Source organism: Streptomyces sp. CA-210063 (assembly GCF_024612015.1).
Lineage (GTDB): Bacteria > Actinomycetota > Actinomycetes > Streptomycetales > Streptomycetaceae > Streptomyces.
Genome location: NZ_CP102512.1, coordinates 4,779,062 through 4,793,983, shown reverse-complemented (window position 1 = coordinate 4,793,983; position 14,922 = coordinate 4,779,062). Strand labels below are relative to the sequence as shown.

At 71.1% G+C, this 14,922-nt stretch carries 11 protein-coding genes; 8 read left to right on the top strand and 3 right to left on the bottom strand.

Features of this window, described 5'->3' with window-relative positions:
* Nucleotides 1-76 precede the first annotated feature (76 nt).
* The 3 genes from JIX56_RS20675 (at nucleotide 77) to JIX56_RS20665 (ending at nucleotide 4,033) form a co-directional block, all read left to right on the top strand.
* Complete coding sequence (locus tag JIX56_RS20675; RefSeq protein WP_257542691.1) at nucleotides 77-1,012, top strand: M56 family metallopeptidase; 936 nt, start codon at nucleotides 77-79, stop codon at nucleotides 1,010-1,012.
* 196 nt (nucleotides 1,013-1,208) lie between these two features.
* A complete protein-coding gene (locus JIX56_RS20670) occupies nucleotides 1,209-3,341 on the top strand; it encodes a tetratricopeptide repeat protein (RefSeq protein WP_257542690.1) in 2,133 nt (710 codons plus the stop codon).
* A 191-nt stretch (nucleotides 3,342-3,532) separates the two neighbouring features.
* Nucleotides 3,533-4,033, top strand: coding sequence for an SgcJ/EcaC family oxidoreductase (locus JIX56_RS20665; RefSeq protein ID WP_257542689.1), 501 nt, complete (start codon nucleotides 3,533-3,535; stop codon nucleotides 4,031-4,033).
* Between the two features lie 43 nt (nucleotides 4,034-4,076).
* Here JIX56_RS20665 and JIX56_RS20660 read toward each other — a convergent pair whose 3' ends face one another.
* Both JIX56_RS20660 and JIX56_RS20655 read right to left on the bottom strand, forming a co-directional pair.
* The gene (locus JIX56_RS20660; protein WP_257542688.1) at nucleotides 4,077-5,447 is read right to left on the bottom strand and encodes a sensor histidine kinase; all 1,371 of its coding nucleotides are present in this window, start codon (nucleotides 5,445-5,447) and stop codon (nucleotides 4,077-4,079) included.
* A complete protein-coding gene (locus JIX56_RS20655) occupies nucleotides 5,444-6,166 on the bottom strand; it encodes a response regulator transcription factor (protein WP_257542687.1) in 723 nt (240 codons plus the stop codon). The genes JIX56_RS20660 and JIX56_RS20655 overlap by 4 nt, the downstream gene beginning before the upstream one ends.
* A gap of 174 nt (nucleotides 6,167-6,340) precedes the next feature.
* Between JIX56_RS20655 and JIX56_RS20650 the strand changes: the two genes are divergently transcribed.
* The 5 genes from JIX56_RS20650 to JIX56_RS20630 all read left to right on the top strand — a co-directional run bounded on the left by JIX56_RS20650 (nucleotide 6,341) and on the right by JIX56_RS20630 (nucleotide 13,970).
* The gene (locus JIX56_RS20650; RefSeq protein ID WP_257542686.1) at nucleotides 6,341-8,467 is read left to right on the top strand and encodes a tetratricopeptide repeat protein; all 2,127 of its coding nucleotides are present in this window, start codon (nucleotides 6,341-6,343) and stop codon (nucleotides 8,465-8,467) included.
* Nucleotides 8,468-8,724: 257 nt separating this feature from the next.
* A complete protein-coding gene (locus JIX56_RS20645; protein WP_257542685.1) occupies nucleotides 8,725-10,005 on the top strand; it encodes an aspartate kinase in 1,281 nt (426 codons plus the stop codon).
* Entirely contained in the window at nucleotides 10,005-11,078 is a 1,074-nt protein-coding gene (locus JIX56_RS20640) for an aspartate-semialdehyde dehydrogenase (RefSeq protein WP_257542684.1), read from the top strand. The genes JIX56_RS20645 and JIX56_RS20640 overlap by 1 nt, the downstream gene beginning before the upstream one ends.
* A gap of 586 nt (nucleotides 11,079-11,664) precedes the next feature.
* Nucleotides 11,665-12,342, top strand: a complete 678-nt coding sequence (locus JIX56_RS20635) for a SigE family RNA polymerase sigma factor (protein ID WP_257542683.1) — start codon at nucleotides 11,665-11,667, stop codon at nucleotides 12,340-12,342.
* Nucleotides 12,343-12,554: 212 nt separating this feature from the next.
* Entirely contained in the window at nucleotides 12,555-13,970 is a 1,416-nt protein-coding gene (locus JIX56_RS20630) for a hypothetical protein (RefSeq protein WP_257542682.1), read from the top strand.
* Nucleotides 13,971-14,030: 60 nt separating this feature from the next.
* Here JIX56_RS20630 and JIX56_RS20625 read toward each other — a convergent pair whose 3' ends face one another.
* Nucleotides 14,031-14,870 (bottom strand): SURF1 family protein, encoded by an 840-nt coding sequence (locus JIX56_RS20625; protein ID WP_257542681.1) that lies wholly within the window; start codon nucleotides 14,868-14,870, stop codon nucleotides 14,031-14,033.
* Nucleotides 14,871-14,922 lie beyond the last annotated feature (52 nt).

The following is a 14,922-nucleotide window of genomic DNA, read 5'->3' as shown; positions in this document are numbered from 1 at the left end:
GAGTCCCGGCGGTAGCGTAGGCACCGTCGTCGTACGCCCCCCTCTCGCACCCCCGACAGGAACCGGACCCAGTGACGTGACCGTTCTCCTGCTCCTTCTCATCGCCGTGGCCCTGACCGCCGCAGTGCTGGGCCCTCGCGCCCTGCTGAAGGCGGTGTGGCCCGAGCGGGAACCCGTGGTCGCGCTGTGGGCGTGGCAGTGCCTGGTGGCGGCGGCGCTGCTCAGCTGTCTCGTGGCGCTCGTGCTGGGCGCGGCGGCGGTGTTCGAGACCGTCAGAACACACGCCTTCGCCCCCGCGCCCCCGGCCGTGACCGCCGCGTACGACCTCACGGCCGCGCCGCCCTGGACGGCCGTACTGACCCTGCTGCTGGCCTGCGGCGCGGCGTGGAGCGGCGCGATGCTCGCCCGCGAACTCGTCGAGGCCCGGCGCCGCCGGCACCTCCGCCGGGCGCACCTGCGCGAACGCGCCCCCGACCTCCCGGCGGGCCTCCCGCAGTCGCAGGGCCCCTTGCTGGTCCTGGAGGACGAGTACCCGGACGCGTGGCTCATGCCCGGCGCCCCGCCCCAACTGGTCGTCACCACAGGCGCGTTGGGAAAGCTGAGCGACCGTCAGCTGGACGCCGTGCTCGCCCACGAACTCGGCCACGCCCGCGCCCGCCACGACTGGCTGCTCCACCTCTCCACCGCCCTCGCCACGGGCTTCCCGCGCATCCCCCTCTTCGCCCACTTCGCCGACCAGACCCACCGCCTGGTCGAACTGGCCGCCGACGACACGGCATCCCGCCGTTGCGGCCACCTCACCACCGCCCTGGCCCTCATCGAACTCAACCAGCACCGGGGCGTGTTGAGCTGCTCCAACACCCGCCGGCTGCTGGGCGACCGGGTGGAGCGCCTGCTGGAACCCCCGCCCCGCCTGGACCGAACCCACCGTGCGGCCACCACGACCGCCGCCGCGCTCCTGGCCCTCCTCCCCCTCCTCATCGCGTTCGCACCGGCGCTGGGGACGCTCTAGTCAGCCGTGCGCGGGACTGTGAGCAGCAACTCCGGTTCCACGCCCTGGCCGGTGGGCATCGCCCTGAACACCGAGCCCTTCGAGGAGTACTCGGGCTGAGCCGCCGGGGGTGTCGGCCCTCTGACATCGCCCCGCCACAGACGTCATGATGGGTCCCACGGATCGTGCGTGAGCGGGTGTGAACGGGGGCGGACGCGTGAGTGGTGCATCGGCGGAGGGGCCCGGCGGGCCTTCGGCGGAGGCGTCCGTAGAGGCGTCCGTGGAGGCGTCCGGAGAGCGGGCGGTCGCGGCCGGGCGGGACATCGGGCAGGTGGCCACCGGGGACTTCGTGACACAGATCGGGCGGGCGACCGTACTGCCCGCCGAGGCGCTCACGCTCGGTGCGGCGAGCGGGCCGGTGCGGTATCTCCCCGGACGGACCGCGCAGTTCGTCGGGCGGGAGCGGGAACTGGCCCTGCTGGACGAGGCGTTCGAGGCCCCGGGCGGGGTCGTCGTGCACGCCGTGCATGGGCTCGGTGGGGTCGGGAAGTCCACGCTGGCGGCCCAGTGGGCTGCCACCAGGGTCGCCGATCTCAACCCGGTCTGGTGGATCACCGCCGAATCCCCGGCCCAGCTGGACGCGGGACTCGCCGACCTCGGCCGGGCGCTTCAGCCGACGCTGGCCGGCACCCTCCCGGATGCCGCCCTCCGGGAACGTACGCTCCAGTGGCTGTCCACCCACGACGGCTGGCTCCTCGTCCTCGACAACGTCACCGACCCCGCCGACATCAGGCCCCTGCTCGCGCGGGCGGCGAACGGCCGTTTCCTCGTCACCACCCGTCGCAGCGCGACGAGTTGGCGGGGGCTCGCGCGGACGCTGGACCTGGATGTCCTCCCGCTCGGCGAGGCGGTGGAGTTGTTCACCCGCGTCTACGAAGGGGCGTCGGACGGGGTCGAGGAGCTGTGCGCCGAGCTGGGCTGCCTGCCGCTCGCGATCGACCAGGCCGCCGCGTACTGCCGGGAGGCGGGGATCACGCCCGGGGCGTACCTGGATCTCCTCGCTCGGTACCCCGCTGCCTTGTACGCGGCCGGTCCGGAGGGCGGCGACGCGGAGCGGACGATCGCGCGGATCTGGCGAGTGACCCTGAACCGGCTCACGGACACACCGCTCGCGGAGAGGGTCCTGCGGATCATCGCCTGGTGGGCGCCGGAAGGGATTCCCCGCCGGTACCTCGAAATGCCAGGGAGGAACTCCTTGGAGATCACCGAGGCGATCCGGCGGTTGGCCGCGCACAGCGTGATCACCCTGCGGGACGGGACCCTTTCGGTCCACCGGCTGGTGCAGGCGGTGGCCCGTACGCCGCAGCCCACGGACGGGCCCCTGATGGGCGACATGATCGGCGTGTATCGACGCATGGCCGTCATGCTGCTGGGCATGGAGGAGGACCGGTGGAGCCAGGGACCCGACGGGAACGACCTCGGAGGCCTGCTGGGCGCTGAAGGCCGGGTCTGGGCGACGCACGTGGAGGCCTTGGCCGCCTGGTATCCGCGGAACGAGGACACGGAGGAGACCGCTGAACTCTTCGTCACCGCCGGTTCGCAACTCGGGGTGCACGGGTTCACGCGACGCGCCATGGTGCTGTGCGAGCGGGCGGTCGACGCCGCGCTCCACGCCTGTGGACCGGACGACGAGTTGACCTGGTTCGCGCGGAGACAGCTCGGGCAGATCTGTTCGCTCCATGGTGACTTCGAACGGGCCCGGGAGCTGTTGACGCAGGTACTGGATGACTGCGAGCGTCTTCTCGGGCCGGAGCACGAGGACACCATCCAGGCGCGCGACGAGCTGGCGATGACGCTGGAGAACGCGGATCGGAGAAGGAGCTTTCTCGCCCGCCTCGACGCCCAGGGGGCAGAGCCTGTCCTGGGCGGGACCCGTCCGGACACTTCGGCCCCCACGAATCCGGACGACCGAAGCGCCGGTGCTTCGAGGCCGGCACGGCTCGACGTCGACGGCGCCGCATCCGAGCCGGGGCCGGTAGACCCGGAAGACGCCATGGAGTTGATCGAGCTCGCCTTTCAAGCGTCCGACGACGGTGAGACAGAGAGGGCCGTGACCCTGATCGGGAACGCCGTCACCCAGTCCCGCCGCGCCTTCGGCGACGCCTCCGGCATCACCATTCTCGCCCGCGCGATCCAGGTGATGCTCCTCCGCAAGGCCGGGGACCACGAACGCGCCGACGAGCTGGCAGCGGGGGTGAGCGATGACTCCTCACGTGTGCTTGGTGACGCGGAGATCGCCAGAATCGTGCGCCTGGGCGTTGCCGGACTCACTCCCGACAAGCCCTCCTGACCTCGTCGAAGACCTCGCACGAAGGGCTCGTCGGGCTCGTCGGAGTCCCCGTACAAGACGTTGTACGAACCTTGCCCCGGCCCTGTATGTCCACTGCACGGCCCCTAACCGGCGTCACGCGAATCTTGAGTCACTTCCACCGCACAAGAAGCGGAGGCAAGTAACACCCCAACTTCGCACGGGAGATCGCGATGACCCGCAAGAACCGCATACGCGCCGCCATCGTCACCGCCACCGCACTCGTCACCGTCGGCACGGTGACCGCCGGAGTCAGCATGGCCGGAGCCGAGGCCCCGCCGAAGAAGGCCTCCAAGAAGGAGATCGCGGCGCTCTTCGACGGCTGGAACAAGTCGCTGCAGACCGGCGACCCGAAGAAGGTGGCGGACCGGTACGCGAAGGACGCGGTGCTGCTGCCGACCGTCTCCAACAAGGTCCGCACCAACCGCGCCGCCATCGTCGACTACTTCCACCACTTCCTGGAGAACAAGCCGGTCGGCAAGAAGATCAAGTCGCACATCAACGTCCTCGACAGCAACTCCGCGCTCGACGCCGGTACGTACGCCTTCACGCTCACCGACCCGAAGACCGGTAAGAAGCGCGTCGTCGAGGCCCGCTACACGTACGAGTACGAGAAGCGGAACGGCGTGTGGAAGATCGTGAACCACCACTCGTCGGCGATGCCCGAGGGCTGAGCAGCAGCCGCCCCCCGGTCATGGCTGAGCCGGCCCCCCCGGCTCAGCCACCCCCGTGCCGCGCCGCCCGCAACGTGAGCGCGACGCACAGCCCGCCCCCGGGCGCGTCCTTGAGGGCCACGGTTCCGCCGTCGTCGGTGACGAGTTGCTTGACGACGGCGAGGCCGAGGCCGGAGCCGGACCTCCCGGTGAGGCCCTGACCGCGCCAGAAGCGGTCGAAGGCGCGGGACTTCTCGGCGTCCGACATACCGGGCCCCTCGTCCAGCACCGACAGCACCACCTCGTCGCCCCGCGGCTCCACCAGGACCGTGATGGTCGCACCGTCCGGTGAGACCTCCAGGGCGTTGGAAAGCACGTTGTCCAGGACCTGGTCCAGATGACCGGGACTGGCCAGCACAAGCGGCCGGCCGTCGGCACTCCCCCTGAGCGTGATGGTGACTCCGCGCTCGTCGGCGGCCGGTCTCCACACATCGAGGCGTTCCTGGATGACATCGCGCAGGGACAGCGGTTCCGCCGCCGTCACCTTCGCCTCGGCCCGCGCCAGCACCAGCAGACCGTTGACCAGGCGGCTCATCCGGACCACCTCGGCGGTGGCCTGCTCCACGTCCTCCCGTACGAACTCGTCGTCCGTACCGTCCGCGATGTTGTCCAGGGACAGCCGCAGGGCCGTGAGAGGGGTACGCAGTTGGTGCGAGGCGTCCGCGACGAAGATCCGCTGCGAGGCGATCAGGGTGTCGAGGCGCTCGCCGGCCTGGTTGAGCGTGCGGGCGAGGGTCTGTGTCTCCTGGGGGCCGGTCACGGGGGAGCGGGCCGTCAGGTCGCCGTCGCTGAGCTTGCTCGCCATCTCGTTGAGCTGGAGGAGGGGTCGGGTGAGCCGGCGGGCCACGAAGACACCGATGATCGCCGCCGCCCCGAGGACCAGCACGGCCAGCCCCGCCCGGAAGCCCCAGATCTGCCAGAGACGGGACGTGAGGTGGTCGGTGGAGAAGACGATGCGTACGGCGCCGACCACCTCACCCGTCGTCGCGTCGTGGGCGGGCACGGTGACCACCAGGTGCGGGCCCCAGATGAAGTCCGAACCCCAGTCCTCCGTCTTCTCGCCGTCCCGCAGCGCCTTGGTCAGCGCCGTGTCGCGGGCGGGTGCGGTCAGGTCCTTGGGCGTACATCCGTTGGTGGTGGCCACCTGGACCTCGACCTCGGCGGGTTCGTACGCCTTGGCCAGCCGTTTCAGCGCCTCACAGGAGGCGCCGTCGCCGTTGCCCAGCAGCCGGGCCATGGTCTCGGCCTCGCGCCCGACGGAGCTGAGGGTGTCGCCCCGCAACTGCGCGGTGAGCGTGTACGCCACCGGCACGGTGAACAACGCGATCGCGACGGCGACGAGGACGACGTAACTGCGAAGCAGCTGACGGATCATGAGGCGCCGGAGCCCTCAGCGCCCTGGGCGTCCTGGACGGTCCCGCCCTCGTTCACGATCAACCGGAACCCGACCCCCCGCACCGCCTCGATCGTGATCGCCCCGGCGAGCTTCCGCCGCAGCGCCGCCACATGCACGTCCAGCGTCTTCGTCGGCCCGAACCAGTTCGCGTCCCAGACCGCCTCCATGATCTGCTCGCGCGACATCAGGGCGCCCGGCTCCTCGGTGAGGAAGGCGAGGAGGTCGTACTCCTTGGGGGCGAGCCCCACCTCCCTACCGTCGAGGTGGACGCGCGCGGCCTTGCGGTCGATGGTGAGGCGGGGGCCGTAGCGGTCGGGGCCGGCGGCCGGCGCGTCGGCGGCGCGGGGCTGCATACGGCGCATCACCGCCCTTATGCGGGCGATCACCTCACGCACGCCGAACGGCTTGGAGACGTAGTCGTCCGCGCCCAGCTCCAGGCCGACCACGCGGTCCGTCTCGTCGCTGCGCGCGCTGATCACGATGATCGGAACATCGCTGCGGGACCGCAGGGCCTTGCAGACGTCGAGGCCGTCCGTGTCGGGCAGGCCGAGATCGAGAAGGACGACGTCGTACGGACCGCCGTACGACAGGGCCGCCCCGCCCGTGGAGACCCACTCCACCTCGAAGCCGTATCGCAGGAGCCCGCGCCGGAGCGACTCGGCGACCGGCTCGTCGTCTTCCACCAGAAGTACGCGCACAGGCGAACCATAATCGTTTGAACTTTAAAGACAGTCACCGGCCGAGCCGGGAGTCCGGTGGTCGGCTCGACAGGTCCGTAGTCTCTCGACAGGTCCGCAGTTTTTCGTGAGCCTTGTGTGAGCCGTGCGTACGGCGACGCCCATGAAGTCGGCGGTCGGGGACGGGGAGTGGCCATGGTGGAGGCATCGGGGGAGCGGGCCGTCGCGATCGGCGGGAGTGCGCGCAATGTCGCGACCGGGGACCACGTCACCCAGGTCGACACCCAGATCGGCCATGTCGACACCCAGATCGGCCATGCGACCGTGCTGCCGGCGGAGGCCTTCAAGCCCGTGGGCGCGCTGGGGGAGCGGCTGGTGAGACTGCCGGCCGCGACCCGGCTCTTCGTGGGGCGGGAGCGTGAACTCGCCCTGCTGGACGAGGCGTTGGGGGCCACGAGGGTCGTGGCCGTGCACGGTCTGGGCGGCATCGGCAAGTCCACGCTGGTGGCGCACTGGATCCGGGAGAGCGCGGCCGACACCAATCCCGTGTGGTGGATCACCGCCGACAGCCCCACGGCGATCGACGCCGGCCTGACCGGGCTCGCCATGGCCATGCAGCCGGAACTCGTCGACGTACTGCCCCCCAAGGCCCTGCGGGAACGGGCCCTGCAATGGCTGGCCACGCACGACGGATGGCTGCTCGTCCTCGACAACGTGAGCGATCCGGCCCATGTGGAGCCCTTGCGGGAGCGGGTACCGGGCGGGCACTTCGTGATCACCAGCCGCCGGGCGACCGGCTGGCACGGAACGGCCACCGGTGTGGACCTGGACGTCCTCGACACGGCACACGCGGTCGAACTGTTCGGGCGTATCTGTCCGACGGGCGGGACCGGGGTGCCCGACCTGGTGGCGGAGCTGGGCAACCTGCCGCTCGCGGTGGAGCAGGCGGCGGCGTTCTGCCGGGAGACGGGCACGTCGGCGGAGCGGTACCTGGAAATGCTCGCCGCGTACCCGGCCGACATGTTCGCCGCGTCGGCCGAGGGCGGGGACCCGGAGCGGACGGTGGCCCGGGTGTGGCGTGTGACGCTGGACCGGCTGGAGGAGGGCGATCTCTCGGCGGTCGTCCTGCTGTCCGTGCTGGCCTGGTTCGCGCCGGACGCGATTCCCCGGAGGGCGCTGGAGGCGTCGGCCCAGCCGCTGGTCCTCGCCCGGGGCCTCGGGCGCCTCGCCGCCCACAGCATGATCTCCGTACAGGGCGACACGATCGCCGTACACCGTCTGGTGCAGGCCGTCGTCCGGACTCCCGGCGGGGAGGCCGACACCGCGGCGGCCGAGTTCATCGATCTCGCCCGCAACCAGGCGATACGGCTGCTCCTCGTGGCCCTGCCGGAGGACTACGAGGACGTCGCTTCGTGGCCGGTGTGGCGCTCCCTGCTGCCGCACGTCCAGGCGCTCGCGGCCCGGGTGGCGCCGGACGAGGACACGGACGAACTCGGCCGGCTGGTGAACGGGGCGGGGATGTTCCTCTACGGCCAGCAGGACATGCGGGGGGCGGTACGCCTTCTGGAGCGCGCCCGCGACATCGCCGTACGGTTCCTGGGGCCCGAGAACATCAGCGCGCTGGCGGTGGCGAGCAATCTCGGCCTGGCGTACGCGGCGGCCGGTGACCCCGGCCACGCGATCAGCCTGATGCGGCAGGTCCGGGAGGCCGGCGCGCGGGTCCTGGGCGAGGGCAGCCCCGAGTTCGCGGTGCTCCTCGGCAATGTGGGCTCGGTGCACTACGCCGCCGACGACCTGGACACGGCGATCGACCTGCACGCCCGGTCGGTGGAGCTGCTGCGGAACACCGTGGGCAGGGACGACCCGCGCACCTTCCGGTCCCGGGGCAACCTGCTGAACGACCTGATCGCCGCGGGCCAGGGAGCGCAGGCGGTGCGGGTGATGGAGGAGTACCTGGAGGACGCCGTACGCCGCTACGGCGAGGACCATCCGGCCACACTGAACGCCCGCAACAACCTGGCCGGGGCCTACATGGCCGCCGGAGAGTTCGAGCGGGCCGTCGAACTGCTGCGGCGCAATGTCGCCGAGCGTGAGCGCATGCTGGGCCGCGACCATCCGCAGACCTCGCTGTCGCTGAACAACCTCGGCGGCGCGTACCGCACGGCGGGGCGCCTGAGTGAGGCCATCTCGGTGTACGAGCGGGCGCTGGAGGGCTATGCGCGCTCACTCGGCGAGAACCATCCGTACACGCGAAGAGTGCGCGACAACCTGTCGGAGGCCCATGAGGCGGTCCGTCGCCACGAGAACGCACCCCCCGAGTGACCTCCCCCACTTTCGGACTGGCCGCCCGCTCCCGCGGGCAGGGACCACCCCGGAGCGGCCGGACCCCCGGCAGCCTCCGGCGAAGAAGCCGGGGCGAAATCCGGTGGATCCCCGGAGGAATCCGAGGTGATCAAGTGGTGAGCGGGACATCTCACCATGCGATACCGGAGAAGGGGAATGCGGCCGCTCGCTAAACTGAGCCGACCGCAGTACGTGTGTATGTGCGGAAAAGTGACTGAACCGAGCGAGGAGCGCACGTGGGCCTTGTCGTGCAGAAGTACGGAGGCTCCTCCGTAGCCGATGCCGAGGGCATCAAGCGCGTCGCCAAGCGGATCGTGGAAGCGAAGAAGAACGGCCACCAGGTGGTCGTCGTCGTTTCCGCGATGGGCGACACGACGGACGAGCTGATCGATCTCGCCGAGCAGGTGTCACCGATGCCTGCCGGGCGTGAGTTCGACATGCTGCTGACCGCCGGAGAGCGTATCTCCATGGCGCTGCTGGCCATGGCGATCAAAAACCTGGGCCACGAGGCCCAGTCGTTCACCGGTAGCCAGGCAGGCGTCATCACCGACTCGGTCCACAACAAAGCCCGGATCATCGACGTCACACCCGGCCGTATCCGTACGGCGCTGGACGAGGGCAACATCGCGATCGTCGCCGGGTTCCAGGGCGTCAGTCAGGACAAGAAGGACATCACGACCCTCGGCCGTGGCGGGTCGGACACGACCGCCGTCGCGCTGGCCGCCGCGCTCGACGCCGAGGTCTGTGAGATCTACACGGACGTCGACGGCGTCTTCACCGCCGATCCGCGCGTCGTGAAGAAGGCCCGGAAGATCGACTGGATCTCCTCCGAGGACATGCTCGAACTGGCCGCGTCCGGTTCGAAGGTGCTGCTCCACCGCTGTGTGGAGTACGCCCGCCGCTACGACATCCCGATCCACGTCCGCTCGTCCTTCTCCGGACTGCCGGGCACCTGGGTCAGCAACGAGAAGCCAGAGTCGCAAGGGGACCACAAGGTGGAGCACGCCATCATCTCCGGAGTCGCCCACGACGTCTCCGAGGCCAAGGTCACGGTCGTCGGCGTCCCGGACAAGCCGGGCGAGGCCGCCGCGATCTTCCGCGCCATCGCCGATGCCGAGGTCAACATCGACATGGTGGTGCAGAACGTCTCCGCCGTGACGACCGGCCTGACGGACATCTCCTTCACCCTCCCCAAGACCGAGGGCCGCAAGGCGATCGACGCCCTGGAGAAGAACAAGGACGGCATCGGGTTCGACTCGCTGCGCTACGACGACCAGATCGGCAAGATCTCCCTGGTCGGCGCGGGCATGAAGACCAACCCGGGGGTCACCGCCTCCTTCTTCGAGGCGCTGAGCGACGCGGGCGTGAACATCGAGCTGATCTCGACCTCCGAGATCCGCATCTCGGTCGTCACCCGCGCCGACGACGTCCCCGGGGCCGTGCGCGCCGTGCACTCCGCCTTCGGGCTCGACTCCGACAGCGACGAGGCCGTCGTCTACGGGGGTACCGGCCGCTGATGGCCGTCGATGCCGGGCGCACCGGCAGGCCGACGCTCGCGGTCGTGGGTGCGACCGGGGCCGTCGGCACGGTCATGCTCCAGATCCTGTCCCACCGCGCGGACATCTGGGGCGAGATCCGTCTGATCGCCTCCCCCCGCTCGGCCGGCCGCAAGCTGGCCCTGCGCGGGGAGCAGGTCGAGGTGACGACCCTGTCGGAGGAGGCCTTCGACGGGGTCGACGTCGCCATGTTCGACGTACCGGACGAGGTGGCGGAGCACTGGGCGCCGATCGCGGCGGCCAAGGGCGCGGTCGTGGTGGACAACTCGGGCGCCTTCCGGATGAACCCGGAGGTTCCCCTCGTCGTCCCCGAGGTCAATCCGCACGCCGCTCGCAGCCGTCCTCGCGGGATCATCGCCAACCCCAACTGCACGACCCTCTCCATGATCGTGGCGCTCGGCGCGCTGCACGCCGAGTTCGGGCTGCGTGAGCTGGTGGCCTCCTCGTACCAGGCGGTCAGCGGCGCGGGACGGGCCGGCGTGGAGACCCTGCGACAGCAGATCGCCCTGGTCGCCGGCACGGAACTGGGGACCACTCCCGGTGACGTACGGCGGGCCGTGGGCGACAACACCGGGCCGTTCCCGGAGCCGGTGGCGCTGAACGTGGTGCCGTGGGCCGGGTCGCTCCGGGCGGACGGCTGGTCGTCGGAGGAGATGAAGGTCCGGGACGAGTCCCGCAAGATCCTCGGGCTGCCGACCCTGCCGGTCGCCGTGACCTGTGTACGGGTGCCGGTCGTCACCGCGCACTCGCTCACCGTCCACGCCCGCTTCGAGGGCGAGGTCACCGTCGCCAAGGCACGCGAGATCCTCGCCACCGCCCCGGGGGTCGTGCTCTGCGACGACCCGGGCGCGGGGGAGTTCCCCACCCCCGCCGACGTGGTGGGCACCGACCCGACCTGGGTGGGGCGCGTACGCCGGGCCCTCGACGACCCGACGGCCCTCGAACTCTTCGTCTGCGGCGACAATCTGCGCAAGGGCGCCGCCCTCAACACCGCGCAGATCGCAGAGCTGGTGGCGGCGGAGCGGGCGGCGTAGCGCCGGTCGGCCGCGGCGCAGGGCCGGTCGCCGCCCCCCAGGGGCACCGCTGGTTGACTGAGGGTGCACTGTCCGTTGTCCATCAGCGCACTGTGGGCCGATTTCGTTGCGAGCGGCCCGCTGCCGTGCGTAGATCGGCTGTCGCCGCGTGTCGACGCCGGGGCCAATTGGTATGGGCCGTTGTCGGTGGCGGCGTGTAAGTTCTTCGAGTCGACGGTTCGGCGGGCGGAGGATTTCCGGCCGGGCAGTCGTGGGATTTCCGGGTTGATTCAGGCCTCCCGGGAATCGAGGGATTTTCCTCCCCGTCCTCCGCAACCGCGCGGCGGACGGGGAGCGTCTTTAACGGGCGCCCTTCGGCGGGGCTGGGCGCCAACACTTGGGGCATAGGGGAAGAGCTGGTACGCATGAGGGCGTTCGACGCGCTGTCCGGTGTTCGGTGGGTCGTACCGACGGGTGCGCGCAGCGTGCCGGGGGGCGCATCCGCCGTACCGACAGACGCATATGCCATAGGGACACGTGTGCGGTCCGACGCAAAAGAGATGCCTGTCGCGTACAACCTCGACGGGGGGACGCGGGTCCAACAGGCGTGGCAGAGGTTCTCGATTTCACCGCGGTACAGACGAGGGGCACCGCCCTCCGTCCACCCCGCCGTCCCCGTGCGCCCGGTTCGGCCGGCGGCATGCCGGTGATCGCGCCGATGCCCGCGGCGCGGCCGACCCGCATACCCAGTCAGCGCGACGGTGCGGACGACACGTCCACGGTGCCGGCCTCCGGTACGACGGTCGACCATCTCACCGAGACCTACCGCGCCCATTACCGTTCGCTCCTCGGCCTCGCGGCCCTCCTTCTCGACGACACCGCCTCCTGCGAGGACGTCGTCCAGGAGGCCTTCATCCGGGTGCACTCGGCGCGCAAGCGCGTCCGTGACCCGGAGAAGACGCTCGCCTATCTGCGCCAGACGGTCGTGAACCTCTCGCGCTCCGCCCTGCGCCGCCGCATCCTCGGTCTGAAGCTGCTCTCGAAGCCGATGCCCGACATGGCGAGCGCGGAGGAGGGCGCGTACGACCTGCTGGAGCGCGACTCCCTCATCAAGGCGATGAAGGGTCTCCAGCGCCGGCAGCGCGAGGTCCTCGTGCTGCGGTACTTCGCCGACATGACCGAGGCCCAGGTCGCCGAGACGCTCGGCATATCGCTGGGCTCGGTCAAGGCGTACGGCTCCCGGGGCATCGCGGCACTGCGCGTCGCCATGGAGGCGCCGGCATGAGCGCGCACGGCAGGGACGACGGACCCGACAGGCGCGACGGGCACGATGAGCTCGGCGCCCGGAGGCGTGCCTCCTGGGGACGCCGGGACGACGACGAACGCGCCGAGGAGCGCGATGACGAACGCGCCGGACGGCGCGGGCCGGACGGGCGCGTCGGGGGGCGCGGGCTCGAGGAGCACGAAGACACGCAATCGCACGCTGGGAACGGAACTGTGAATCACGGCCCCGAAGAACAAGGCCCCACCTCCAAGGGCCAGGGTCTCGAAGGCCGCGCTCCGGACGACTCGCGGCCGGACGACCCGCGGCCGGACGACCCGCGTTCGGACGATCCGCCTTCGGCCGACCTGAATTCGGCCGACGACTCGGACACGGGCGAGGACTCGGGTACGGGCGGTCCGCGTACGGACGACTCGGGTGCGGGTGACTCGGGTGCGGGTGACTCGAGTACGGACGGCTCGCGTTCGGGTGACTCGGGTACGGCCGAGCTGGGTGCCGATGAGCTGCGCTTCGGCGGTCTGCGCTCGGCCGGGTCCGGATCGGGCAGGCCCGGTCCGGGCAGGTCGGGTTCGGGCAGGTCGGGTTCGGGCACGTCCGGGTCGAACGGCTCGGGGCCGAAGGGGCTCGGCGGGTTCGAGTCGGACGAGCTGGTGCTGCGCAATCTGCTGCACCAGGCGGTGTCGGAGATCGAGCCCAGGGACGGCACCCTGGATCATCTACGGCGGGCGGTACCGGCCCGGCGGGCGCGCAAGCGGCAGGCCGTCGTCGGCATGGCCGCCGCCGCGCTCTTCATCGGCACGGCGATCCCGGCCCTCGTCCACGTCTCCAACTCCACCGGCTCCGACGTCAACCCCTCCATCATGGGCAACGGCTCCCAGACGCAGGGGTCCGCGGGCCAGTCCAAGGGGCAGACCGGCGGGGACGGTTCGTCGGGCGGCTCCTCCGGAGGCTCGAAGGAATCCGGCAAGGGCAGCGAGAAGGACAAGGGCGACAAGGGCAAGGACGAGAGCCACGGCTCCACGGGCGGCGCCCAGCCGACGCGCACGAGCGCTGCCACGTCCCTGTGCACGGCGGCCCAGCTCGGCGGCGGCGGCAGCGTGGGCGCACCGGACTCCAGCGGCGCCGTCTACGGCACGTTCCGCGTCTCCAACATCTCCGGCACCAGTTGTACGGTCACCGGCGCGGGCGGTGTGAGCACCACCCCGCAGGGTGCCGCGGACGGGGCGAAGATCACCGTGGCGAACCATGTCGCCGGAGACGCGGCCACCGCACTGCCCGACCCGTCGCTGTCCCCGACCCAGCTGGTGCTGGCGCCGGGAACGGCGTACGAGGTGCAGTTCGCCTGGGTGCCGTCCGAGCCCTGCCCCACCACCGGCGGTACGACCGATGGCACCACCGGCGGCCCGGACCCGACCGTGGACCCGACACCCACGGAGGAGGAGACACCCGGCACCACCACCGACGGCTCCAACACCGTGACCACCCAGCTCGTCACCGAGGACGGCGGCGTCGAGGACGGCAGCGTCCTCGTCTCCCACACCACCGAGGGCGGCGTCGCCACCTTCACGACCGCCGTCGGCAACGCGTGCGCGGGCGTGGTCTACCGGACGGGACTGCTGGCGGGGTCCTGAACGGGGGCCGCCGGGTTTCCTGGTGGCAGGCGGCGCTCCTGCCGGACGGGCCCGCCGGTCCTACCGGGCCGGCTCGGCTTCCCGGGAGCGGTTCTCGTCCGGGCGGTTCTCGTCCGGGCGGCCGTCGCCCGGCTGGTTCTCGTCCGGGACCAGGCCCAGTTCCGCGTCCCGGAGGAACTCGACCTCGCGGCGGAGCAGTCGGAACCACATGAAGACGACGAAGCCGGCGAAGACGAACCACTCGCCGGTGTAGCCGAGGTTCTGGAAGGCCTTCAGGTCGAGCCCGGTGCCCTGCGGCGCGGTCGCGGGCACGGCCTTCATCCCCGAGTCGCCCTTGTCGAGCGTGATCCACGCGTCGTACAGGTCGTCCGGCACGAGGTTCACCAGCGCCGCCGCGCTGATCGCCGTGGTCTGGCCGGCCGGGAGCCCGCCCTGGACGGGCACGCCGTTCGACCCCGGGGTCTCGGACGCCTGCAGTGAACCGGTCACGGTGACCTCGCCGGTGGGCGCGGCCGGGGCCCGGTCCGGATCCGCGGCGCCGGGCAGCCAGCCCCGCACGACCGGAAGGGCCTTGCCCTCGTCGGTGCGCAGCAGCGTCAGCACGTAGAAGCCGCTCTTGCCGTCCACCTCGCGGTGCGGCACGAGGAGCTGCTCGCCGTACCGACCCGTCACCGTGGCGAGTTCGCCCGAGGTCTCCTTGTCCACCGGCAGCAGCTCGTCCAGCGGCCGTGCCGGGGCCCGGTCCGCCGGGTCGATCCGCTCGGTCGCCGCGCGATGGTCCTGCATCCGGTCCTCGAACCGGCTCAGCTGCCACGACCCCATGAACACACAGAAGGGGATGGCGAGCAGCACGAAGACGTTGATCCCCCACCATCGGGGCGTCAGCAGAAACCGGTACACGCCTTCCACCGTACGGTGCCCGCGCCGGGCGCCCGGCCGCGGGGTCGCTCCC